21 protein-coding genes are annotated in these 21,073 nt (G+C 58.2%); 3 read left to right on the forward strand and 18 right to left on the reverse strand.

Annotated elements, in window-relative coordinates; genetic code table 11:
* Positions 1–23 precede the first annotated feature (23 nt).
* The 13 genes from GMET_RS13420 to GMET_RS18445 all read right to left on the reverse strand — a co-directional run bounded on the left by GMET_RS13420 (position 24) and on the right by GMET_RS18445 (position 11,342).
* Entirely contained in the window at positions 24–1,178 is a 1,155-nt protein-coding gene (locus GMET_RS13420; protein WP_004511786.1) for a 3'-5' exoribonuclease YhaM family protein, read from the reverse strand.
* A complete protein-coding gene (locus tag GMET_RS13425) occupies positions 1,175–2,776 on the reverse strand; it encodes an NAD(P)/FAD-dependent oxidoreductase (RefSeq protein ID WP_004511785.1) in 1,602 nt (533 codons plus the stop codon). The genes GMET_RS13420 and GMET_RS13425 overlap by 4 nt, the downstream gene beginning before the upstream one ends.
* 84 nt (positions 2,777–2,860) lie before the next feature.
* Entirely contained in the window at positions 2,861–4,048 is a 1,188-nt protein-coding gene (locus GMET_RS13430) for a hybrid sensor histidine kinase/response regulator (RefSeq protein ID WP_004511784.1), read from the reverse strand.
* 89 nt (positions 4,049–4,137) lie between these two features.
* Positions 4,138–4,587 carry a universal stress protein gene (locus GMET_RS13435; RefSeq protein WP_004511783.1) on the reverse strand — a complete coding sequence of 150 codons (450 nt, stop codon included), beginning with the start codon at positions 4,585–4,587 and terminating at the stop codon, positions 4,138–4,140.
* Between the two features lie 40 nt (positions 4,588–4,627).
* Positions 4,628–5,017 carry a response regulator gene (locus GMET_RS13440; protein WP_011366081.1) on the reverse strand — a complete coding sequence of 130 codons (390 nt, stop codon included), beginning with the start codon at positions 5,015–5,017 and terminating at the stop codon, positions 4,628–4,630.
* Positions 5,018–5,080: 63 nt separating this feature from the next.
* Positions 5,081–5,782: a GAF domain-containing protein gene (locus tag GMET_RS13445; protein WP_238378933.1), complete on the reverse strand. Its 702-nt coding sequence runs from the start codon at positions 5,780–5,782 to the stop codon at positions 5,081–5,083.
* An 87-nt stretch (positions 5,783–5,869) separates the two neighbouring features.
* Positions 5,870–6,712 (reverse strand): helix-turn-helix domain-containing protein, encoded by an 843-nt coding sequence (locus tag GMET_RS13450; protein ID WP_004511779.1) that lies wholly within the window; start codon positions 6,710–6,712, stop codon positions 5,870–5,872.
* A gap of 9 nt (positions 6,713–6,721) precedes the next feature.
* Positions 6,722–7,465, reverse strand: a complete 744-nt coding sequence (locus GMET_RS13455) for a tetratricopeptide repeat protein (RefSeq protein ID WP_004511778.1) — start codon at positions 7,463–7,465, stop codon at positions 6,722–6,724.
* A 132-nt stretch (positions 7,466–7,597) separates the two neighbouring features.
* Positions 7,598–8,515, reverse strand: coding sequence for a carbohydrate kinase family protein (locus GMET_RS13460; RefSeq protein ID WP_011366082.1), 918 nt, complete (start codon positions 8,513–8,515; stop codon positions 7,598–7,600).
* 30 nt (positions 8,516–8,545) lie between these two features.
* Complete coding sequence (mtnP, locus tag GMET_RS13465) at positions 8,546–9,409, reverse strand: S-methyl-5'-thioadenosine phosphorylase (RefSeq protein WP_004511776.1); 864 nt, start codon at positions 9,407–9,409, stop codon at positions 8,546–8,548.
* Between the two features lie 26 nt (positions 9,410–9,435).
* Positions 9,436–10,476, reverse strand: coding sequence for a 23S rRNA (adenine(2503)-C(2))-methyltransferase RlmN (gene rlmN, locus GMET_RS13470; RefSeq protein ID WP_004511775.1), 1,041 nt, complete (start codon positions 10,474–10,476; stop codon positions 9,436–9,438).
* Between the two features lie 63 nt (positions 10,477–10,539).
* Complete coding sequence (gene ndk / locus GMET_RS13475) at positions 10,540–10,953, reverse strand: nucleoside-diphosphate kinase (RefSeq protein ID WP_004511774.1); 414 nt, start codon at positions 10,951–10,953, stop codon at positions 10,540–10,542.
* A gap of 149 nt (positions 10,954–11,102) precedes the next feature.
* Positions 11,103–11,342, reverse strand: coding sequence for a hypothetical protein (locus tag GMET_RS18445; protein ID WP_238378934.1), 240 nt, complete (start codon positions 11,340–11,342; stop codon positions 11,103–11,105).
* A gap of 345 nt (positions 11,343–11,687) precedes the next feature.
* Here GMET_RS18445 and amrA point away from each other — a divergent pair, with 345 nt between their 5' ends.
* A complete protein-coding gene (gene amrA, locus GMET_RS13480; protein WP_004511773.1) occupies positions 11,688–12,230 on the forward strand; it encodes an AmmeMemoRadiSam system protein A in 543 nt (180 codons plus the stop codon).
* Between the two features lie 121 nt (positions 12,231–12,351).
* Here amrA and GMET_RS13485 read toward each other — a convergent pair whose 3' ends face one another.
* The 4 genes from GMET_RS13485 to GMET_RS13495 all read right to left on the reverse strand — a co-directional run bounded on the left by GMET_RS13485 (position 12,352) and on the right by GMET_RS13495 (position 17,130).
* A complete protein-coding gene (locus tag GMET_RS13485; RefSeq protein ID WP_004511772.1) occupies positions 12,352–13,677 on the reverse strand; it encodes a citrate (Si)-synthase in 1,326 nt (441 codons plus the stop codon).
* Positions 13,678–14,069: 392 nt separating this feature from the next.
* The gene (locus tag GMET_RS13490) at positions 14,070–15,263 is read right to left on the reverse strand and encodes a M24 family metallopeptidase (protein ID WP_004511771.1); all 1,194 of its coding nucleotides are present in this window, start codon (positions 15,261–15,263) and stop codon (positions 14,070–14,072) included.
* A gap of 46 nt (positions 15,264–15,309) precedes the next feature.
* On the reverse strand, positions 15,310–15,459 hold the full coding sequence (locus GMET_RS18625) for a hypothetical protein (RefSeq protein ID WP_004511770.1): 150 nt from the start codon (positions 15,457–15,459) through the stop codon (positions 15,310–15,312).
* 12 nt (positions 15,460–15,471) lie between these two features.
* On the reverse strand, positions 15,472–17,130 hold the full coding sequence (locus GMET_RS13495) for an AMP-binding protein (protein ID WP_004511769.1): 1,659 nt from the start codon (positions 17,128–17,130) through the stop codon (positions 15,472–15,474).
* 462 nt (positions 17,131–17,592) lie between these two features.
* Between GMET_RS13495 and GMET_RS13500 the strand changes: the two genes are divergently transcribed.
* Both GMET_RS13500 and pnpS read left to right on the forward strand, forming a co-directional pair.
* On the forward strand, positions 17,593–18,273 hold the full coding sequence (locus GMET_RS13500; RefSeq protein ID WP_004511768.1) for a response regulator: 681 nt from the start codon (positions 17,593–17,595) through the stop codon (positions 18,271–18,273).
* Positions 18,270–20,039, forward strand: a complete 1,770-nt coding sequence (gene pnpS / locus GMET_RS13505; RefSeq protein ID WP_004511767.1) for a two-component system histidine kinase PnpS — start codon at positions 18,270–18,272, stop codon at positions 20,037–20,039. Before GMET_RS13500 ends, pnpS begins: the two co-directional genes overlap by 4 nt.
* Before the next feature lie 27 nt (positions 20,040–20,066).
* On the opposite strand, the gene GMET_RS13510 is transcribed toward pnpS, so the two are convergent.
* Positions 20,067–21,059 carry a D-2-hydroxyacid dehydrogenase gene (locus GMET_RS13510; protein ID WP_004511766.1) on the reverse strand — a complete coding sequence of 331 codons (993 nt, stop codon included), beginning with the start codon at positions 21,057–21,059 and terminating at the stop codon, positions 20,067–20,069.
* Positions 21,060–21,073: the final 14 nt, after the last annotated feature.

Below are 21,073 nucleotides of genomic sequence, written 5' to 3' on the forward strand. Positions count from 1 at the left end.
TTATCAAAATGCTTTTTCAAGGTTTATTGGTTGAATAGATCGAGATTCTTCCCCTGGAGCTGCTCGAAGGGGTTGTTGTGGAACCCTTTTTTCTTCTGCTCCTCCCCCCGGGGGTGCGGTGCCGGTGCCGCCGGCGACTCAGGCGCCGTTGCCGGTTGTTGGGCCGGAGGCTCGGGGGCGGCTCCTTCGGCTTCAGCCTCGGCTGCCTCGTCGTACTCTTCTCCGCAGCTGTAATTCTCCTTGTAGAAGTAGCGGTCGTAGAGGCGGTGGTAGGAGCTCCAGCGGCTCTGGCTCTCGGCTTCCTTCCGGATGTGGGTCCGGATGCCGTTGATCTTGGAGTCCAGGTCGTCAAGGTAGTTGAGGATCGTGGCCTCCACGGTCTTGGGGCGCTTGGGTGAGCCGTACTCGTACTGGCCGTGGTGGGAGAGGAGCATGTGTTTGAGGAGCATGGCCAGCTCCGTGGGGAAACCGGGGATGGCGGCGATCCGCTCCTGCACCATCTCTACGCCGATGGTGATGTGCCCCAGGAGCTTCCCCTCGTCGGTGTAGTCGAAGGAGCGCTGGTAGGTCATCTCCCGCACCTTCCCCACGTCGTGGAGGAGCGCCCCGGCCACGAGGAGGTCGCGGTTGAGCCCCCCGTAGAGAGGGATGATGGTGTCCACGAGGCGTGCCACCGCCAGGGAATGCTCCAGGAGCCCCCCCAGGTAGACGTGGTGCATCCCCTTGGCCGCCGGCGCGATCCGGTAGAGGGCCATGAGCTCGGCATCACCGAAAAAGGCATCCATGAGGGACTTCAGGTGCGGATCGGTGAAGCTCGCCAGCAACACGGCAAGCTCCTGCTCCATCTCGCCCACGGGGCGGTCCGATTCGGGAAGAAAGTCGGCCAGCTGCACCCGATCGTCCGGCACCCGCACCAGTTCGGAGATGATGAGCTGCATCTTCCCCAGGTAGACGCTGGCCTTGCAACGGATGGCAACGAAGTCGTCCCGGTCAAAGATGGCGGAGAGCTCGTCCACGTTGTCCCAGACCCGCCCCTCGATCTCGCCGGTCTTGTCCATGAGCTTCAGCGTCATGTACGGCTTGCCGTTCTTGGCCATGGCCATGATCTTGTCTTTTACGAGAAAGACCGACTCCAGCTGGTCCCGATCCTTGATGCTGCTCACATACACTTTGTTCAAATCGCGCTCCTTGTCTCGGCGGTCATCTTCCCTGCAATGATGTCGGCCACCCGGATACCGTCCAGGGCGGCGCTCATGATTCCCCCGGCGTAGCCGGCTCCTTCACCCGTGGGATAGAGCCCTTGCAGGCTCACCGACTGGCAGTCCTCTCCCCGCACGATCCGCACCGGCGCCGAGGTCCGGGTCTCAACGCCGGTAAGGGTCGCCTCGGCGGTGACGAAGCCCCGCATCCTCCGGTCGAAGGTTGGCAGTGCCTCCCGCAGGGTCCCGGTCACGGCAGCGGGAAGGACGCGGGAGAGGTCGGTTTCCGTTACCCGGGGGCGGTACGAGGAGGATACCCCCTTCCCCCCCTTCATGCCAAGGAATGAGAGGAGATTCTGGGCCGGGGCCCGGTATCCTCCGCCGCCGGCCTCAAAGGCCCTCCGCTCCCAGTGCCGCTGGAACTCCACCCCTGCCAGGGGAGAGGAGGAGCCGAAGTCGTCGGGCCCCACGGTGACCACCAGAGCGCTGTTGGCAAAGGGGGTGTTGCGCAGGTGGGCGCTCATGCCGTTGGTGACGACGCCCCCCTCTTCGGAGCTTCCCGCCACCACCACGCCGCCGGGGCACATGCAGAATGAGTAGGCCGAGCGGCCGGTGCGCCGGTCGTTATGGGCCAGGGCATAGTCCGCCGGGGGCAGGGCCGGGTGATGCCCCTTGCCGTACTGGATCCCGTTGATGAGCTCCTGGGGATGCTCCACCCGCACCCCCATGGCAAAGGGCTTCGCCTGGAGGTGAACTCCCCGGCGGGCAAGCATTTCGTAAGTATCGCGGGCACTGTGGCCAGGCGCGAGAACGAGAGCATCGGCGGCAATCTCGTCGGTGCCGTTCACGATCACCGTGCCGACCCGCCCTTCCCGGGAGACGATGTCGGTCACCCTGCTCCGGAAACGGATGTCACACCCGGCGGCCAGGAGCCCCTGCCTGATGCCCGCCACCACCCGTCGCAGCTGATCGGTCCCCACGTGGGGCTTGGCCAGATGCAGGATCTCCGGCGACGCGCCGAAGTCTACGAACTTTTGGAGGACGTAGCCGATCCGGGAGTCGTTCACCCGGGTGGTAAGCTTCCCGTCGGAGAAGGTGCCGGCCCCCCCCTCGCCGAACTGGACGTTGCTCTCCGTGTCCAGCTGGCCCAGGCTCCAGAAGGCCTGCACGTCCCGGGTCCGCTCCTCCACCGGCCGTCCCCGTTCCAGGATGGTGGGGGCAAGGCCGTACTCGGCGAGCCGAAGGGCCGCAAAAAGCCCCGCCGGCCCCATGCCGACGATGACGATCCGCCCTCCCCCGGCAAGCCGCGGGAAGACCGGCTGCGGCTCCTCTTTCACGGCCTTCACGTCAGGATCATGGCCATGCCGCACGAGGAACCCCGCCTCATCGAGCAGCCGGCACTGGACGGTGCAGACGATGATTACGCGGGGTTTGCGTCGGGCGTCGATGCTCTTGCGGACCAGATGCAACGACTGGATATCCCGCTCCGGCACCCCGAAGCGCTCGGCAACCCGCGTACCCAGAACGTCGTCCCCCTCTCCGGGGGCGAGGACAATGTTTCGTATCAGAATCGGCATCGTATTAATTCGTCAAAAGCCCTGAAAAACAGGGCGCCATCATACAAAATCGGGGTGGAAAAGAAAAGGAGAAAGGGGGCAGGGTCAGGAAGGGAGAAGGGGGAGCCTGATGGCAAAGGTGGTGCCGGTTTCGTCGCTCTTCTCCACGGTGATCTTCCCCTGATAGGTCTTGACGATGCGGAGCACCACCGCAAGGCCGAGGCCGCTACCGCTGGTCTTGGTGGTGAAGAAGGGATCAAAGATTTTCTTCACATTATCCGGCGGCATTCCCCTGCCGGTGTCGGAGATCCGGATGATGACCTCCCGGTCGTCATGGTCGAGCAGGACGGCAAGGGTCCCGCCTTCCTGCATCTCGTGGATGGCGTTCAGGAAAAGGTTGGTGAAGATCTGCTCGATCTCGGAGGGGTCTGCCTGAAAGGGGGGAGGGACACGACGGAAGGCCCTCACCACCTCGATGCCGTAGAGGGTGGTCTGGGGTCTGAACACCTCCAGGGTGGCATCGATGACCCGGTCGAGCCGCACCTCGCTCAACTGGAAGCGGGGGCGCTTGGACGCATCGAGGAGCTTGCGCATGATGTCGTCGATCCGGTCCACCTCCTTGAGGATCTTATCGATATAGTCAAGCTTCTCCGGTTCTTCGCAGCCGCTTTTCAGGAGCTGGGCAAAGAGATTGATGGAGTTGAGGGGATTTCTGATCTCATGGGCCATGCCGGCCGAAAGATACCCCAGCGAAGCGAGCTTCTCCGACTGGACGATTTCCGCCTGGGCTTTCTGGAGAGCCTCGGTCTTCTCCCGCACCCGTTCCTCCAACTCCCGGTTCCACTCTGCAATCTCGGCCAGAAGCTTATCCCGCTCCGCCATCAGCTCGCGGTTCCTGAGCTCCACCGCCCTGATCCGCAGGACGCTCTCGATCCGTTCCACCAGATCCTGGTTATTGAAGGGCTTGAGGATGTAATCGGAGGCGCCGGCCTTCATGAGTTCAACGGCGATCTCCTCGTTTCCCTTGCCGGTGAACATGATGACATAGGTATCGGGGAATCTCTGCCGGATCTGCTTGAGGGCCGTAAAACCGTCCATGACCGGCATCATGTAGTCGAGGAGCACCAGGCTTGGATGATGCTCCTCCAACTCTTCCAGGCCGACCATGGCGTCCGGAGCGGTGTAGACCGTGTAACCACGGTTACTGAGGACTATGGAGGTGAGGTCAAGGATTACCTTCTCATCGTCGATGATGAGAATGGTACCCTTAGAGGCGTTAGTTACCGTAGTCATGGAGTGGCAAATCTCTTCCTGTCAGAATAAAAACAAAGGGCAGCCAAAGCTGCCCTTTGTCCGCCCTGCATGAAACAGAGCCCACATTACTACTCTTCGGGGGGGCGGACCGTCATCACCGGACACTTGGCGTTTCTTACCACCCGTTCTGCCGTGCTCCCGAAAAGGAAGTGGTCAATCCCCCGGCGGCCGTGGGTTCCCATCACGACAAGGGAGGCATTCTCCTCATCAGCCTTCTTGAGAATCTCGTCGTAGGGGATGCCCGACACGATGCTGCTGGTGAAGTTGGCGTAGTCCTTGAGCTTGGTCCTGCAGAACTTTTCCATCATCTTCTCGGCCGCCGCAACGATCTCTTCTTCGAGCTTCTCAAAGGAGACATGGGGGACGTAGAAACCACGCAGATCCACTGGTTCGTTGATGACATGCACGACGACAAGCCGCGCGTTGAATTGCCGGGCGAGGGTCAGGGCATGGTCAAAGGCGTACTCCGAGTTTTCGGAAAAGTCGGTCGGAAAGACAATGGTGGAAAAGGTTTTCATTGCTCTACCCCCTGGAGGAATCTGGCTTGAGTGGACAAGATCAGTGGCGGTGTTCCTTCTCCTTGAAAATCTTCTTCAGGATCGACTTCAGCTCGTCGATCTTGATGGGCTTGTTGATATACTCAAAGGCCCCCAGGTTCATGGCCTCGATATACGACTCAACACCGCCATAGGCAGTAATCATGATGACGTTGCTCGCGGGGAAATTCTTGTTGAGTTCCTTGAGGAAGGTGATGCCGTTCATCTCCGGCATATTGATATCGGTGACAATAACGTTCACCTGCCGCTGGTTCAGATAGTTAAGGGCTTCATAGCCATTCGAAACGCTTTCGACTTCGAATCCCTCCCGTTCGAGAAGTTTCGACAGACCTATCCGGGCATTCTCTTCGTCGTCAACAACCAGTATCCGTTTTTTTGCCTGCTCTGCCAATGATAAACTCCGCTTCTGGCGCGTGGTACGATGAATCTGAGTCTAGCATGGTGTCCCCCCCTGTCAAGCAGACGGTTGCAGCGCTTTTTTGCCCGTGGCCACCTGCTGCCGAAGCTTAATGGCTGTGAGGATCAGGTTGGCAATAATGGAGACAAAGTAGATCTCATCCTCCTGGAACGACTTGATGGAGGTGGTATTGAGATTGATGACTCCATACACCTCCTTCTTGTCGCTGATGGGAAAGGAGAGCATGGAGTTGTATTTTTCTTCCTGGAGCTCGGAGAAATGCTTGTAACGTGAATCGCGAGAGGCATGGGTAAGGGATATATGGCTCCCCTCCTTCGCGACGGTGCCGGTGATCCCCTCGCCGATCCTGAGCCGGATCTTGCCAATGAAGGCGGGGTCGAAGCCATGGGTAGCGGCCAGTACGAGGTCGTCCCCCTCCCGGAGGTAGATGCTGCAGACGCTCACCTTAAGCTGCCCGGCCACCTTTTTCGTCACGTGTTGGAGAACTTCCGGCAGGTTGAAGTCGGAGGAGACCAGCATGCTGATCTCTTCCAGGGAGATAATCTCCAGATGTTCCCGGTTGGCCCGCTGCATGGTCAGAACCATCTTCCCCTTTTCACTCTCGACAAAGGGGGTCAAACTCGCCTTCTGGTAGAAGGGATTCACCGTTTTGGCCTTGTCGGGAACGGCCCGGAAATCGGAAAAGCCGCAGACACAGGACAGCTTCACCCTGTAGGGATCGATCCGTTCACTCTTCATTACTCTTCCGCACTTTCTGCAGCGTACCATATGCATGAAAAACCCTCTCCTTGAAATAATCTCCAGTGTGCCGTAGTTTTGCCGAGACTACTGCTCCGCAGTATATTCTGCCGGAAGTGTCACATGGGCGGTTTTGCCTGCCTCTCCGAACGATGGAAGCACCTTGCCGTTGAATTCGGCCTCCACCCCGCCGGCATTGCCGAGATCGAGCGAAAAAACCCGCTCTCCTTTCCATTCGATCAGATCGCCGGCCTTCAGGTCGTACTGCTGGGAGACGGCGCCGTCGATGGTTATATCCAGCCAGCAATCCTGGTTCACCTTGAGCTTGAGAACCATCCCACCCGGCTTGGTTGAAGGAGCGGCCGCTTCCGGGGAAGCTGCCTCAGCGGATTCCGCCGGTGCCTCCTGCAGCTTTGACAGCGGAGCCGCTGCAACCGAGGATAAGGGTGACTGAACAGGTGGCGGGGCAAGAAGCACCCTGGCGGGAACCGGCTCGGGCACAGGCCGCACCGGTGCGGGCTCTCTCTGAGGAATAATCGTAGCGGTGACGAGCACCAGGGCAAGGAGAACCAGGGGAATCATCCAGCGGTTGCGGATTGGGGGGATCGCTACGCGGGCAACAGGCGGCGCCCCTCCCTCGTCCTCCTCCTGCTCCGTGGCAGGTGCAGGAACCAGTTGCTCCTCGTACCTGGCGACCAAGTCATCCGGAGAGAGTCCCAGGTGCTTTCCGTACACCCGCAGAAACCCCTTTACATAGGCGGGACTCGGAAGCTTGTCAAAGGATTCCTCTTCGAGGGCGGCAAGATAATTCTTGCCGATGCGGGTGACGCGGGCGGCGTCCTCCCGCGACTCCCCACGGGACTCGCGGGTCTCTCGCAGCAGGATACCAATGGATGTTCCCCCTTTCCCGGGGGTGAGCGCGTCAGACAAGTGAACCTCTCAGCGCATTGATTCCAGATATTCCCGGGAAAGACGCCCCTTCTCCGAATCGGGTGCTATCCGGATCGCCTCGCGGAACGCATCGGCTGCAGACACATAGTCTTTACCCTTCAGATGGGCAAGGGCAAGATAGTAGTATCCGTTCTGATAATTCTTGTTAAGCTCAACGGCCTTGGTGAATTCCTGAATCGCCAGATCGTTGCGGTCCATGGCAAAGTATACCCGGCCGAGGCCAACCCGGGCGACAATGTTCTGGGGAGAGGTTGCAACCGCCTGACGCAGAATGTCGAGTGACTTCGGATAATCGCCCTTGCCCAGATAGGCGAGACCGAGGTTAATCCGGGCGTCCTCATGGTTGATGAAGAACAGATCGGCCAGAACCAACGTGAACTGGGCCACGGCATCATCCCACCGCTGCATCTCCAGGTAGTTCACCCCCAGGTTGTTCCTGGCCTCGGAATAATCGGGCTTCAGCTCGATAGCCCTACGATACTTGAGTTCGGCGAGATCGTACCGTTTTTTGTAGAAATAGGCGAGGCCGAGGCTGTTCAGGAGGGCGGGATCATCGGGGGTTAGCTTCTCCGCTTCAGCGAGTTCGATAAGGGCACGGGTCGCATCGTTTTCCCCTAGATAGGAAAGACCCATTTGAAAGTGATAGGATGCTTGCTTCCGGGAGGCGTCGGTTACGGCACAGGCTGTGAGGGAAAAGAGCGCCATGACGATCAGCACAAGTAGACGTTTCACGTTATCACCTCAAGCCGGGAAATTGAAAGCAGAGCTGTCTGTGAGGAGCGAAAACCGGCTCAGAAAGCCTGTTCACGCCCCGTGAACCGTAACAGATTTGCCTTGTGTTGTCAACGCAGGGCGCCGCGCTCCCTACCCTCCAGCAAGCCCTTCGAAGTGGGTCAGGGCCTTGAAACTGCGGTAGCGGTCCTCGATCTCCCGATACTCGAGCCGCTTCAGGCGATTGAGGCTGAAATCCTCCACATTGAACGACGCCATGACACTCCCGAAGATGATGGCCTGACGGATTCCCGTCTCGGAGGTGTCACCCGTATTGGCCAGATACCCCATAAAACCGCCGGCAAAGGTGTCGCCGGCCCCGGTCGGATCAAACACGTCCTCAAGGGGAAAGGCCGGAGCGGCAAAGACCGAATGATCGGTGAACATGAGGACGCCGTACTCGCCCCGCTTGATGACCAGGGTTTTTACCCCCATGGCGAGAATCTTCCGGGCCGCCTTGGTGAGGTTGGCTTCCTGGGTAAACTGCCGGGCCTCACCTTCGTTAATGATGAAGATATCCACCTTGGCGATGACCGCCTTGAGGGCCTCGGGCTTGGAGGAGATCCAGAAGTTCATGGTGTCGCAGGCGATGACCCGCGGCTTCTCCACCTGGCTGAGAACCTCCATCTGGAGTTCCGGATCGATGTTGGCTAGGAAGAGGAATTCGGCATCACGGTACGCGGCCGGAATCTGCGGTCTGAAGCTCTCGAACACGTTCAGGTGGGTTTCCAGGGTCTGGGCCTCATTCAGGTCGTAGCCGTACTTCCCCTTCCAGTGGAAGGTCTTTCCCCCTTCCCGGGCAAGACCGCGCAGATCGATATTGCGGGAATTGAGGAACTCCACGTGCTCCTGGGGGAAGTCCTCTCCCACCACCGCCACAAGGCTCACATCGGTGAAAAAGCTCGCCGACGTCGAGAAATAGGTGGCCGAGCCGCCAAGAACGTTCTCCACTCTGCCAAAGGGGGTCTCCACTGAATCAAATGCCACGGAACCGACGACGAGTATGCCCACGGGAATCTCCTTGCTCTCTAGAGTCTCTTGTTAGAGGTACTTGCCGATGATCAGGTCGAGCCGCTCCCTGGCCTCGGCGGGAATGGCGCTGCGGTCGGTGATGATGGCGTAGGTGAGGGCCGAGGCGCAGGGGCACGCCCGCTCGGCGGAGATCCGCTTCACGGCGTGGCCGATGATGGACTTTGACATGGCGACGTTCTGCCGAATGATTGCCAGGATAGCATCCACCGAGACATCGTCGTGGGACTCGTGCCAGCAGTCGTAATCGGTGGAGAGGGCGATGACCCCGTAGCAGATCTCGGCCTCCCGGGCCAGTTTCGCCTCGGGGATGTTCGTCATGCCGATGACCGAGACGCCGAAGGAGCGGTAGAGGTTCGACTCGGCCCGGGTTGAGAATGCCGGCCCCTCCATGCAGATATAGGTCCCTCCCCGGTGAACGGTTGCTCCGGCGGCCAAGGCCGCCTCGTACAGCCAGCCGGAGAGATCGGCGCAGACCGGGTCGGCGAACTGCACGTGGGCCACCACGCCGTTGCCGAAGAACGTGTTGGCCCGGGTTGCGTTGGTGCGGTCGATGAACTGGTCGGGGATAACGATGTGCCCCGGCGCGATCTCCTCCTTCATGCTCCCGACGGCAGAGACGGAGATGATCCGCGTTACACCAAGCTTCTTCATCCCGTAGATGTTAGCCCGGTAGTTCACCTCCGACGGCAGGAGGCGGTGTCCCTTACCGTGGCGGGGAAGGAACACCATCTGCACCCCGTCAAGAACACCGGTCATGAACTCGTCCGACGGGGCCCCGAAGGGGGTTTCCACAACCACGCTCCGGACATCGCTCAGCCCTTCCATCTCGTAGAGACCGCTTCCTCCAATGACGCCGATAACCTGCTCACTCATGCCATAGTCCTCCCAGGCTGCAGAAATTAGATGCCCGAAACGTTCTTGTCCAGCTTACCCTTGAGCTGGCCGCACGCCGCGGAAATATCGGAGCCGCGGCTTGATCGGGTGATGACCGTAAAATGCTTGCTCAAGAGATAGCTGTGAAACACATCGATTGCTCCCTGATCGGGAGACTTGAAGGAGCAACCGTCGTGCTCGTTGAAGGGAATGAGATTTATCTTGGAGGAGATGTCGCTCAAGAGCTTCACCAGCCGCTTGGCATCCTCCAGAGAATCGTTGAGCCCCTTGATCATCACGTACTCGATGGTAATCTTCCGGCGCCCCGGCAGGGGATAGCTTCGACAGGCGTCCAGGAGCAACCGGAGAGGATAACGCCGGTTCACGGGCATGATCCGGTCCCGCACCTCGTCGGTGGTAGCGTTCAGGGAGACAGCCAGATTGACCGTTACCTCGCGCCCCAAACGCTCCATCTCCGGAACAAGCCCCGATGTGGAAACCGTGACCCGTCGGGTCGAGAACTGGAGCCCGTCATCGTGAAGAATGATCTTGAGTGCCTTCACGACATTATCAAGGTTGGCCAGCGGCTCTCCCATCCCCATGAAGACGATATTGCGAACCGGTACGTCCCTTCGCACCGCACATATCTGGTTAACGATCTCGCCTGCGGTCAGGTTCCGGGTGAGCCGGAACGTGCCGGTGAGACAGAATTCGCAGGCCATGGCACAACCGACCTGGCTCGAAATACAGAGGGTAGTGCGGTCTTCTTCGGGGATGAGGACTGACTCGACGGTGTTACCGTCCTCGAGGCGAAACAGATACTTCCGCGTACCATCCCGGGATACTTCCATCGCCTCGGGCTCAAGATCGCTGATGACCGCTGTTTCCTCCAGATCCCGCCGAAGATCCTTGGCCAGATCGGTCATCTCGGCAAAACTCCGGGCGTCCTTCTGATAGAGCCACTTAAATATCTGCCGCGCCCGATAGCGCTCCTTCCCCTTACCGGCAAGAAATGCAATGAGATCGTCAAGGGTCAGGTTCTTAATATCAATTTTGCCGTTCATCATGGTTTATTGAATATAAAAAAGCCCTTCAAGGGAAGGGCTTTTTCCTCGCAATCTTGGGATGACCTAGAGGAGTTCAAGCTGGCTGAAAAAGTAAGGGATCTCGAAGGCAGCCGACTCGGGTGAATCGGAACCGTGAACCGTGTTCTCCTCGATGCTGAGACCGAATTCCTTGCGAATCGTGCCGGCATCGGCGTTGGCCGGATTGGTGGCGCCCATAACTTCACGCCACTTGGCAATGGCGTTCTCACGCTCAAGAGCAAGCACAACCACTGGGCTGCGCGACATGAAGGAGCAGAGATCGCCAAAGAAGGGACGCTCACTGTGAACATAATAGAAGCCCTCGGCTTCCTTCTTGGAGAGCTGAATCTTCTTCATGCCCACAATCCTGAAGCCAGCGGCCTCGATCTTCTCGAGAACCTTGCCGACAATATTCCTCTCAACCGCATCAGGCTTGATAATAGCGAATGTTCTTTCCATCGTGGCCTCCAGTATATATACGAGATAAAATGACCTCACTAGATACCACGTAACTGGTCCTGTGTCAATCCGGTTCGGAAGCTCAAATAGAAAAAGGCCTACAGAACGTGTTCTGTAGGCCTTTTTCTATACTTGCAGAAGTAAGCTGATTACTTGTGCTCAGCCGGAGCAGCCGGAGCAGCTTCAGGGGCCGGGGCCTTAGCAGAAGACATCGGAGCTTGAGCCGGAGCGGCCGGAGCCGGAGCAGCTTGCTCAGCAGGAGCCGGAGCCGGAGCTTCTTCTTTTTTCTTGCAGCCAGCAGCAAAAGCTACAGCCATAGCAAGGCACAGAGTCAGAGAGAGCAGTTTTTTCATTGACGTTTCACCTCTTTTCCTTTTTTTGATTGCCATATTCGCGCACAGCGCATGGTTTATAAACACAACGAAGGGAGAATATACTGGCTTTGAAAATTATGTCAAGATTTTTTTAATCGCCACATTATTTCGTATTCGTGCAACAATTTCAGTATATTATAACGCAAAAACAACAGTGGCTGCTATAAATTATAAATAAATACACTCCATTTTTGTATTCGTCCTCTCTTCCTGACCAGCATCCCTGTTCCATTCCTCTCCCCAAAGGGCCCAATCCCGCTTGACCATGCTCCCTCTCAGACAACAGGAATTAGCTCTTGTCACCAAAGGGAAAAGTTAGTAGCGTACGAAATGGACAAACCTTCAAGAAGGGGGGAGAATGTGTCACAGAATCTAACCCTCACAGAGAAGAAGAAGCTTCTCTCTCTTGCCAGAGAAGCAATCATTGATTACATCCGTGAAGGGAACTTACCGCATCGTCTCGAGACCGCCCCCTCCCTCCAAGGTCAGCAGGGTTGTTTCGTCACCATCAAGATGAACGGCACCCTCCGCGGATGTATTGGCAGCTTTGTATCAGACAAGCCGCTCTACAGACTCGTTCAAGATATGGCCATATCCGCCGCCACCCGCGATCCTCGGTTCTACCCTATGAAACCGGCAGATCTTGAAGGATTTTCGATTGAAATCTCCGTCCTCGGCCCCCTTGAAAAAATTTCATCACCAGAAGGTATCAAGGTGGGAACCCATGGCATCTACATAGAGAAGAACTCCTGCCGCGGCGTACTCCTTCCCCAGGTGGCAGTCGAATACAACTGGGACAAGGATACCTTTCTGTCGCAAACATGTCTCAAAGCGGGCCTGAAACCCGATGACTGGAAAGAAGGTGCCGACCTCTATGTATTCAGTGCCCAGATAATTTCCTGAGCAATTACACCGCCAAGAAAACCGCACATACGAAAAGGGGGAGATGTCTAGACATCTCCCCTTTTTCTGCACTTCTGGCTACATGCGGGAGTCCTTGGGAGACTCCCGCACACAGGAAGTATTAGAACTTCCGGCCACCTTCTTCAGCCCACTTCTCAAGCATCGGGGTGGTAACGGACTTCGGACGCTCGATGGCGTAGCCGAGACCACGGTCCCAAGTGATGTTCGCCATGCAACCGAGAGCGCGGCCTACACCGAAGAGGACGGTGTAGAAGTCCCACTCACGGAGGCCATAGTACCACTGGATGACACCGGACTGGGCATCAACGTTCGGCCAGGGGTTCTTGGCCTTGCCGTGCTCCATGAGGACGCCCGGGGCGGTCTCAAAGATCATGGCAACAAGCTTGAAGAGCGGATCATCTTTGAGACCCGGGGTCTTGAGGCAGAACTCACGCTGCGACATGTAGCGCGGGTCGGTCTTGCGGAGAACGGCGTGGCCGTAGCCCGGTACGACCTGGCCGGCATTGAGGGTATCCCAGAGGGCCTTGGTGACCAGTTCCTTGGTCGGCTCCACATCCTTGCAGTACTTCTGCTGGAACTTGATGGTCCAGTCGAGGACTTCCTGGTTGGCAAGGCCGTGCAGCGGACCGGCAAGGCCGTTAAGACCGGCAGAGTATGCATAGTAGGGGTCGGACAGGGCAGAGTGTACCAAGTGAGTGGTGTGCGCTGAAACGTTGCCGGATTCGTGGTCGGAGTGAAGGATGAAGTACATCCGGGCAACGTCCTCGTACTCCTTGCACTGACCGATCATGCGGGCGAAGTTGGCGCCGCAGTCTGCAGTCGGGTCTATGGCACTCTGCTTGCCACCCCTGTACTTGAGGTTGTAAATGAACGCGGCGATGATGGGGATACGGGCAACGAGATCGCTGGCATCTTCATAAACGTATTCCCAGGCAGTCATCTTGTTAAACTTGCCAGAGTTGTAGAAACCGGCAAATTTGGAATCCTTCTGCAGGGCGAGGATGCCGACCGACAGCATCACCATCGGGTGGCTTTCCTTCGGCAGGGCGCTGATTGCGTCAAATACATACTGGGGGACTACCTGACGGGTCTTCCACTCAGCAACCACCTCGTCAACCTGGGCTTGAGTCGGAACCTCGCCGGTAAGGAGGAAGTACCAGAAGGACTCAACGGTCGGATAATCAGAGCCGGAGGCCTTGGGGAGCGCCTCAAAGGTCTCGGGAATGGTCTTGCCGCGGAACCGGATACCTTCCTGCGGGTCGAGGTAGGAGATATCGGTTACCAGGCTGCGGATGTCACGGGCACCGCCAATGGCCTGATCAATTGTTACCTGGTCGATAACCACTTTCCCAAACTCTTTCACAAGTCTGGTGGTACGGGGACGGAACTCCTCAATTTTTTGCTTCAGGGTTTCCTTGAGTGCCATGTTACGTACTCTCCTTTCACGTTATAGTGTTTTAATAAACAAAAACAAACCATAAACCTCGACTACCTTTTCTTCCCCCTCCTTTCCACTGGTAGTATACTGGAACCGCCAAACCGTTGACCCTACACCATTAACACCCATAAATCACGCATCGCTTCGACGGGTTACCGGATGACTAGCAGGGCAGAAATATTTTTTTAGTATACTGTATACAATTTTCTATAAAAATTTATACCACTCAATTTGATTAAACTCAACATAATTTTTATGGGAAAAAGGGACTCGGACGGAATGCGTAAACAGCAACCGTCGCCTGAAGGCGACAAGGACTCCGTGGACTGCGGACACACAGCCACGGAGCAGGTAAAGAGAGCGGCCAGCGGTGGGAAAAATCAGAGAATAAGCAGTTCCTGGTCAGAGAACGTGAGTTGCTTCAACCCTTCATAATGGGAGATATAAAAAGTGTTCTCAATGCCGATGGCCCCCTCTCCGGGGAAGATGACCTTCGGTTCGAACGCGAAAACCATTCCCGGCTCGAGAACCATGTCCGTAAACCCCTTGGCGATAAAGGGGTATTCGTCGACTTCTATACCAATGCCATGACCAATAAAGGAAACCCGCGCCCCCTTCGCCCCCATGAAATTGTCGGCATAGCCGAGTTCAGCGGCCAGGGCGACACAGACATCGTAAACGTGACTCCAGGGTGTGCCGGGCACGGCCACTTCGGTCATCCGTTCCTGAACCCGAAGCATGTCATCATAGGCCTTTTTCATGCGATCGGAGAGAGCGCCGAGAGCAATGACGCGGGTCTGGTCCACAAGGTAGCCGTCAACGCAACCGGCGAAGTCGACAATGATCGGCTCCCCCCTCTCTATCCGCTTCAGCCCAGCCCCCTGCCCGAAGGAGGGATTGAGCCCGAGCCCCCCAAGAGGGGTGTCCATATAGGCGGGAACTGCGGTATCGGTTCCCGAGAAGACCTGGGCAAAAAAGAGTTCGGCATTGAAGCCCCTCATGCGGACATACCCCTGGTGCGCTTCCTTGCGGGCGGCGAACTCAAGCTCTGCTGCCAGTTCCAGATCGGTCATCCCCTCGCGGACAACCTCCCGGGCACGGCGGTAGACCTTGTCGACCTGATTGGCCGCATCCTGGAGCAGGTGAATCTCGTATTTGCTTTTAATCATCCGGACACGCCGGATAAGGGTTGATGCATCGACAAAATCGCCAGCAGGGAAGACCGCGCGGTAACGGGCAAAGAAGTTGACCGGCACGACATCGAATTCCATGCCGATGCGGATGGGCGTAGCATAACCGTACTTTGTCAGAATCTCGGGGATTTCTCTCATGGAGGCAAAGGGAACAATCTCTTTCAGCCCGGATTCCATCCGAGCCCGGGAGACCTCCTTGCGGACCATGTAGATGGGGTCGCCCGCCACCGGCACGTAGAGAGCGCCGTTCTGAATGGTGCCGGTGAAATAGAAGAGGTCGGCATTCTGGACAACTATGACGGCATCGAGCCCCGCTTCCGCCATGTAAGCCTGGAGCTTCTTGATGCGATATTCGAGTTCATCCCTCGGGGTAAGGCGCATGGTTGGGTTCTCCCGGACTGAATCGTCAGAAAATCACTGATTATATCTACTGCTGTTCCGGCTCTGAAGCGGCGGCCCGCGCCTTGCGCTGGAGCTGACGGCGCTTCCGGCCGCCGAGGAAGGCCTCCTCGACGATGATCGCCACAAAACAGGCGACAAAAAGGACCAGGAGTATGCCCAGTATCTTTTCCCTCATAACCGAGCCCCCCTACGCGGCATCGCCGGCACCTTCGAGGCCCAGTTCCTTGATGGCCATTTCCCGCAGCTTGAACTTCTGGATCTTGCCGCTGGCAGTCATGGGATAGCCAGCCACAAACTTCACGTACTTGGGAATTTTATAGTTGGCAATTTTCCCCCGGCAGAACTCCTTGACCTCGTCCTCGGTCATCTCCACCCCGTTTTTCAGGATGATGGCAGCCATGACCTGCTCGCCGTACTTGCGATCCGGCACGCCGTAGATCTGCACGTCGGAGATCTTCGGGTGGGTGTAGAGAAACTCCTCGATCTCCTTGGGGTATATATTCTCACCGCCGCGGATGATCATCTGCTTGATGCGACCGGTGATCTTGCAGTAGCCGTTCTCGTCCATCACTGCCAGGTCGCCGGTATGGAGCCAGCCATCGGCATCGATGACCTTGGCGGTCTCTTCCGGCATCTTGTAGTAACCCTTCATGACCATGTAGCCCCGGGCGCAGAGCTCGCCCTGCTTCCCGGGCGGCAGCGTGGCGCCGGTCTCGATATCGACGGTCTTTACTTCGGCGCCGGGGAGCGCCCGCCCGACAGTGGAGACGCGCAGCTCAACCGAATCCTCGGTGCGGGTCTGGGTGATTCCCGGGGAGGATTCGGTCTGCCCATAGACACTGGTAAGCTCGGTCAGGTTCATATCCTTGACGCACCGTTTCATGACCTCGATGGGACAGACCGAGCCGGCCATGATGCCGGTGCGGAGGGTGGAGAGATCGAACTTCGCGAAATCCGGATGCTCCAGCTCAGCAATAAACATGGTCGGCACGCCATGAACGGCGGTGCAGCGCTCCTTTTCAACGGTCTGAAGAACCTTGAGCGGGTCGAAAATCTCCACCGGCACCATGGCGGTGGCGTGAGTAACGCTGGCCATGACAGCCAGCACAGAGCCAAAGCAGTGGAAGAAGGGAACGGGGATGCAGAGCCGGTCCTTATCCGTGAACTTCATGCACTCGCCAATGTGATAGCCGTTGTTGACCAGGTTGTAGTGGGTCAGCATGACCCCCTTGGGAAAGCCGGTGGTGCCGGAAGTGTACTGCATATTGATGACATCGTGGACATCAAGGGAGGACTCAACTGCCGCCAGCTGCTCATCGGGCACCTCTTTCCCCATCTCCGCGATCTTCTCGAAATTGAGCATCCCTGCCGGCGTATCCTCACCGATAAAGACAACTCTTTTCAGGAAGGGGAGCTTGGGAGTAGTGAGGAGACCCGCTTCGGCCGATGCCAGCTCTGGCACCACCTCGGAAAGGGTCGCCACATAGTCCGTGTCCTTCCAGGACCGGACCATGAAGAGAGTGGTGGAATCGGACTGGTCAAGGAGGTATTCCAGTTCCGCCGACTTGTAGGCAGTGTTGACCGTCACCAGAACGACGCCGATCTTGGCGGTGGCGAACTGGAGAATGACCCACTCGGGAACGTTGTAGGCCCAGATGGCCACGTGGTCTCCCTTCCTGACGCCGAGCTTCAGCAACCCCTTGGCCACCTGGCGGCAGATATCATTGAACTGCCGGTAGGAGTACCGGAGCCCCCGTTCCGGGTAGACAAGGGCATCATTGTCGGGAAACGTTACAGCCATGTGGTCGAGCAGTCCACCGATCGTAAAATCAAGATGTTGCGCCATGGAACCCCCTCCATTGTTTCATTCTGTCGACCCCACCTTTGACAAACCACAACCATTTGATTTAATGGAGTTTTGATGAATTATCACGCTACAGACGGCAAGTCAAGGAATTAGAACGGAGTATTATTTAGTACGCTTCTTCACCATTTCCGTGGTACACATTTCCGAAAATAATGCTTGACAGCAAGTAAGGTCTACCTTTCAGGCACTTACAGCAACAGCCTGATTTAATTGACTTTTATCATCTGCAGCCGCCGACTTTAACTGCACATTTTTTATGCATTACGCTATTTATGGCCGTATTAATGACCCTTTGCATTTCGTTTCTGTTTTTTTCCACAAGGGTATCCACATTTTGTGTGGAAAGTCCGCTTACAGGCCGTTTTTACGGCTTTTTTTCACACCTGTAACACGAATGCAATATTCAGAACATACCATCTCCGGCAAGGAGATACTAAACGAATGCAAACCGTCCTGATCATCGAAGACGAAAAAGACCTGGCGGAACTCGTTTCCTTCAACCTGGAGAAGGAAGGATACCGGACCATCGCGGCCCCCGATGGCATCAGCGGCCTCGACGAGGCACAGAGGCAGGTCCCGGACCTTATCTTACTCGACCTGATGCTCCCGGGCATGATGGGAACCGAGGTCTGCAAGATACTGAAAAAGTCGGAGAAAACCGCGAAAATCCCAGTCATCATGCTGACGGCCCGGGGAGAAGAGATCGACCGGGTGGTGGGGTTCGAGGTGGGCGCCGACGATTACGTGGTGAAGCCCTTCTCCACCCGGGAACTGCTCCTGAGGATCAAAGCGGTGCTGCGCCGTTCGCTGCCGGACGAACCCTCGGGAAAAACCATGAGGATCGGGCCGATCGCCATCGACCCGGACCGCCACACGGTGGCCGTGGCAGGGGAAGAGATAGTCCTTACCACCACTGAATTCAAGCTGCTCCTCAATCTCGCCGAACGCCTGGGGCGGGTCCAGAGCCGCGACCTTCTCCTGAAAAACGTCTGGGGATACAACTACGTGGGGGACACCCGCACGGTTGACACGCACATCACTCGTCTGCGCACGAAGCTGGGCCCGGCCGGCGACCTGATCAAGACAGTTCGCGGTTTCGGCTACAAGATGGAGGAGCCGTGAGATTCACCATCCAGTGGAAGCTCATGGCTTCCTACCTCCTTCTCGTGCTCTTCATCGGCGGGGTCTTCTTCGCCTACCTGAACCACACCCTGAACCAGCACCTGACGGCGGAGATCCGGCAAAACCTCGCCACTGAGGCCCGGCTGACCCGGATGATCGCCCACCGCGACATCGGCAGAATGAAGGACGATGCCCCGGCAGTGGCTGCCGCAATCTCGCGGGAGACGAGGGCGCGGGTGACCATCATCCTCGCCGGCGGCGAGGTGGTCGGGGATTCGGAGATTGCTCCCGGCCAGTTGAAGGAACTTGAGAACCACCTGAATCGACCGGAGGTCCAGCAGGCGCTGAAGAGCGGCAGTGGGGAATCAATCCGCTACTCGGCGACGATCAAGACCCCCATGCTCTACGTGGCGGTTCCGCTGCAGACCGCCGGCGGCGAAGAGGGATTTGTCCGGCTCTCCCTTCCCCTCACCGCCCTGGAAAAGGCAGAGGGGAGCATCAGAACACTCCTGGGGGCATCCCTGGCGGTCTCACTCCTCGTTGCCCTCGTTCTGAGCTACATCCTCTCCCGGGTGACGTCCCGGTCACTGCGCACCATCACGGCGCTGGCGAAACAGATCGGCAAGGGAAACTTCAACAGGAGGATCCCGGTCCCGACCCGCGACGAGGTGGGGGAGCTGGCCCGGGTGATGAACGACATGGCGGCCCGGATAGAGCAGCAGCTGGAGCGAACCTCGGCAGAGAAAAACCGGCTCGACACCATCCTGCGGGGGATGGGGGAAGGGCTTATGGTAACGGATGCCAACGGTCTGATCACCCTGGTCAATCCAGCCTTTCTCGGCCTCTTCTCCCTGAATGAAAGCGTGGAAGGAAGACACATCATCGAGATCGCGCGGCATCCGGTCCTCAACGATGCCTTCAAGGCCATCGTCGCCTCCGGGGACGAACGGGTCGAGAAGATGACTCTCACCATGGGGGAGGAGAAGCATGTCCTGACCCACTGGGTGCCCCTTGTGGACAACGGGGAGTTGCAGGGGGTCGTGGCGGTCTTCCATGACATCACCGATCTGACGCGGCTGGAAAACATCCGGCGGGATTTCGTGGCCAACGTCTCCCATGAGCTGAGAACGCCGGTTACCGTCATCAAGGGGTATGCCGAGGCGCTCATCGACGGCGCCATGGAAACCGATCCCGAGCGGGCGCGAAAGTTTGTCGGGATCATCCTCAGCCACTCGGAGCGGCTCGCCGCCCTGATCGGCGACCTCCTCACCCTCTCCCAGCTGGAGGCGGGGAGCATGAACCTTGAGAAGACGACGGTCAGACCGGAGCAGGTGGCAAAGCGTGCCATGGAGCTTTTACAGCCGAAGGCTGCCCGGAAGGGGATTACCATCGACTGCTCGGGGTTGAGCGGGGCGCAGTCGGTGCTGGCCGATCCGGGCCGGCTCGAACAGGTGCTGGTCAACCTCCTCGACAACGCCATCAAATATACCCCGGAGGGGGGGGCAATCTCGTTTTCCGCCGCAGTCAAGGAGAATATGGTCCGCATCGGCGTAAAGGATACCGGCGTCGGCATCCCTCCCAAGGACCTCCCCCGGATCTTCGAGCGGTTCTACCGGGTGGACACGGCCCGCAGCCGCGATGAAGGGGGGACCGGCCTCGGGCTCTCCATCGTGAAGCACATCGTCCAGCTCCATGGCGGCGCCGTGGGGGTGGAGAGCGAGCCCGGCAAGGGATCGGAATTCTGGTTTACCATCAAGAAGGCCTGATGCCGAGGCGGGGCTGGTCCGCTGCCGTCACCGTCCCCCGGCCAGCCACGGGCCATTCACCACATTGATCGGCGAACCGGCCAGAAACGCAGCCACATTGGCCGCAACGACCCCGGTGAGTCTCCGGCGGGCCGCCAGCGACGCCCAGGCCAGGTGCGGCGTGAAGATGCAATTGGGTGCCGCCAGGAGGGGGTTGTCGGGAAGCATCGGCTCATGGGCCACCACGTCGAGCCCCGCGCCGGCCAGGGTGCCATCCCGAAGCGCCCGGGCCAGGTCGGCTTCGTTCACCAACCCTCCCCGGGCCACATTGATGAGGTAGGCGCTCCGCTTCATGAGGGAGAGGAGCCCTTCGTTGACAAATTCGGTATTTTCCGGGGTCTGCGGACAGTTGAGGGTCACCACGTCGGCGGTGGCGAAGAGCTCTTCGAGGGATACGAAACGCACCGGAACCGGCCCCGGATCGGCGGGAATACGGGGCGCATGGGCGATCGTCCGCATCCCGAAGGCCTGGGCGATCCGGGCCACGGCGCGGCCGATGGCGCCGTAGCCCACAATGCCCAGGGTAAGGCCGTCCAGCTCCACGATCGATGTTTTCCAGAAGGAGTGGTCGGGGCAGTGGCTCCATTCGCCGCCTCGAACGGCGGCGTCATGGAGCCCCACCCGCGTGGTGAGTTCCAGCAACAGGGCAAAGGCGGTCTGGGCCACCGATTCGGTCGAGTAGGCCGGAACGTTGGAAACCGGAATGCCGCGCCGGCCCGCGGCCGCCACGTCCACGTTGTTGTACCCCGTGGCAAGGAGCGATATGTAACGAAGCCTCGGCAGCGCCGCGATGGTCGCCTCGTCCAGCTTCACCTTGCTGGTGAGGATGATCTCCGCATCGCGGGCTCGCTCCAGTTTCAGCTCGGGAGGGGTACGGTCATGGATGGTGCAGTCGCCGTATTCTTCCACCGGCGTCCAGGGATTGTCTCCCGGGTTGATGGTGTAGCCGTCCAGAATGACAATGCGGGTCCTCTCTCCCATTCATTCCTCTCCTT

It is taken from the genome of Geobacter metallireducens GS-15 (assembly GCF_000012925.1).
In the GTDB taxonomy this organism is placed as follows: domain Bacteria; phylum Desulfobacterota; class Desulfuromonadia; order Geobacterales; family Geobacteraceae; genus Geobacter; species Geobacter metallireducens.

Bases quoted from the DNA above. Each gene is read 5' to 3' on its own strand.
- GMET_RS13425 (WP_004511785.1), bottom strand. From the start codon at position 2,776: ATGCCGATTCTGATACGAAACATTGTCCTCGCCCCCGGAGAGGGGGAC.
- GMET_RS13430 (WP_004511784.1), bottom strand. From the start codon at position 4,048: ATGACTACGGTAACTAACGCCTCTAAGGGTACCATTCTCATCATCGAC.
- GMET_RS13435 (WP_004511783.1), bottom strand. From the start codon at position 4,587: ATGAAAACCTTTTCCACCATTGTCTTTCCGACCGACTTTTCCGAAAAC.
- GMET_RS13445 (WP_238378933.1), bottom strand. From the start codon at position 5,782: ATGAAGAGTGAACGGATCGATCCCTACAGGGTGAAGCTGTCCTGTGTC.
- mtnP (WP_004511776.1), bottom strand. From the start codon at position 9,409: ATGAGTGAGCAGGTTATCGGCGTCATTGGAGGAAGCGGTCTCTACGAG.
- rlmN (WP_004511775.1), bottom strand. From the start codon at position 10,476: ATGATGAACGGCAAAATTGATATTAAGAACCTGACCCTTGACGATCTC.
- ndk (WP_004511774.1), bottom strand. From the start codon at position 10,953: ATGGAAAGAACATTCGCTATTATCAAGCCTGATGCGGTTGAGAGGAAT.
- GMET_RS18445 (WP_238378934.1), bottom strand. From the start codon at position 11,342: ATGGCAATCAAAAAAAGGAAAAGAGGTGAAACGTCAATGAAAAAACTG.
- GMET_RS13485 (WP_004511772.1), bottom strand. From the start codon at position 13,677: ATGGCACTCAAGGAAACCCTGAAGCAAAAAATTGAGGAGTTCCGTCCC.
- GMET_RS13490 (WP_004511771.1), bottom strand. From the start codon at position 15,263: ATGCGCCTTACCCCGAGGGATGAACTCGAATATCGCATCAAGAAGCTC.
- GMET_RS18625 (WP_004511770.1), bottom strand. From the start codon at position 15,459: ATGAGGGAAAAGATACTGGGCATACTCCTGGTCCTTTTTGTCGCCTGT.
- GMET_RS13495 (WP_004511769.1), bottom strand. From the start codon at position 17,130: ATGGCGCAACATCTTGATTTTACGATCGGTGGACTGCTCGACCACATG.
- GMET_RS13500 (WP_004511768.1), top strand. From the start codon at position 17,593: ATGCAAACCGTCCTGATCATCGAAGACGAAAAAGACCTGGCGGAACTC.
- GMET_RS13510 (WP_004511766.1), bottom strand. From the start codon at position 21,059: ATGGGAGAGAGGACCCGCATTGTCATTCTGGACGGCTACACCATCAAC.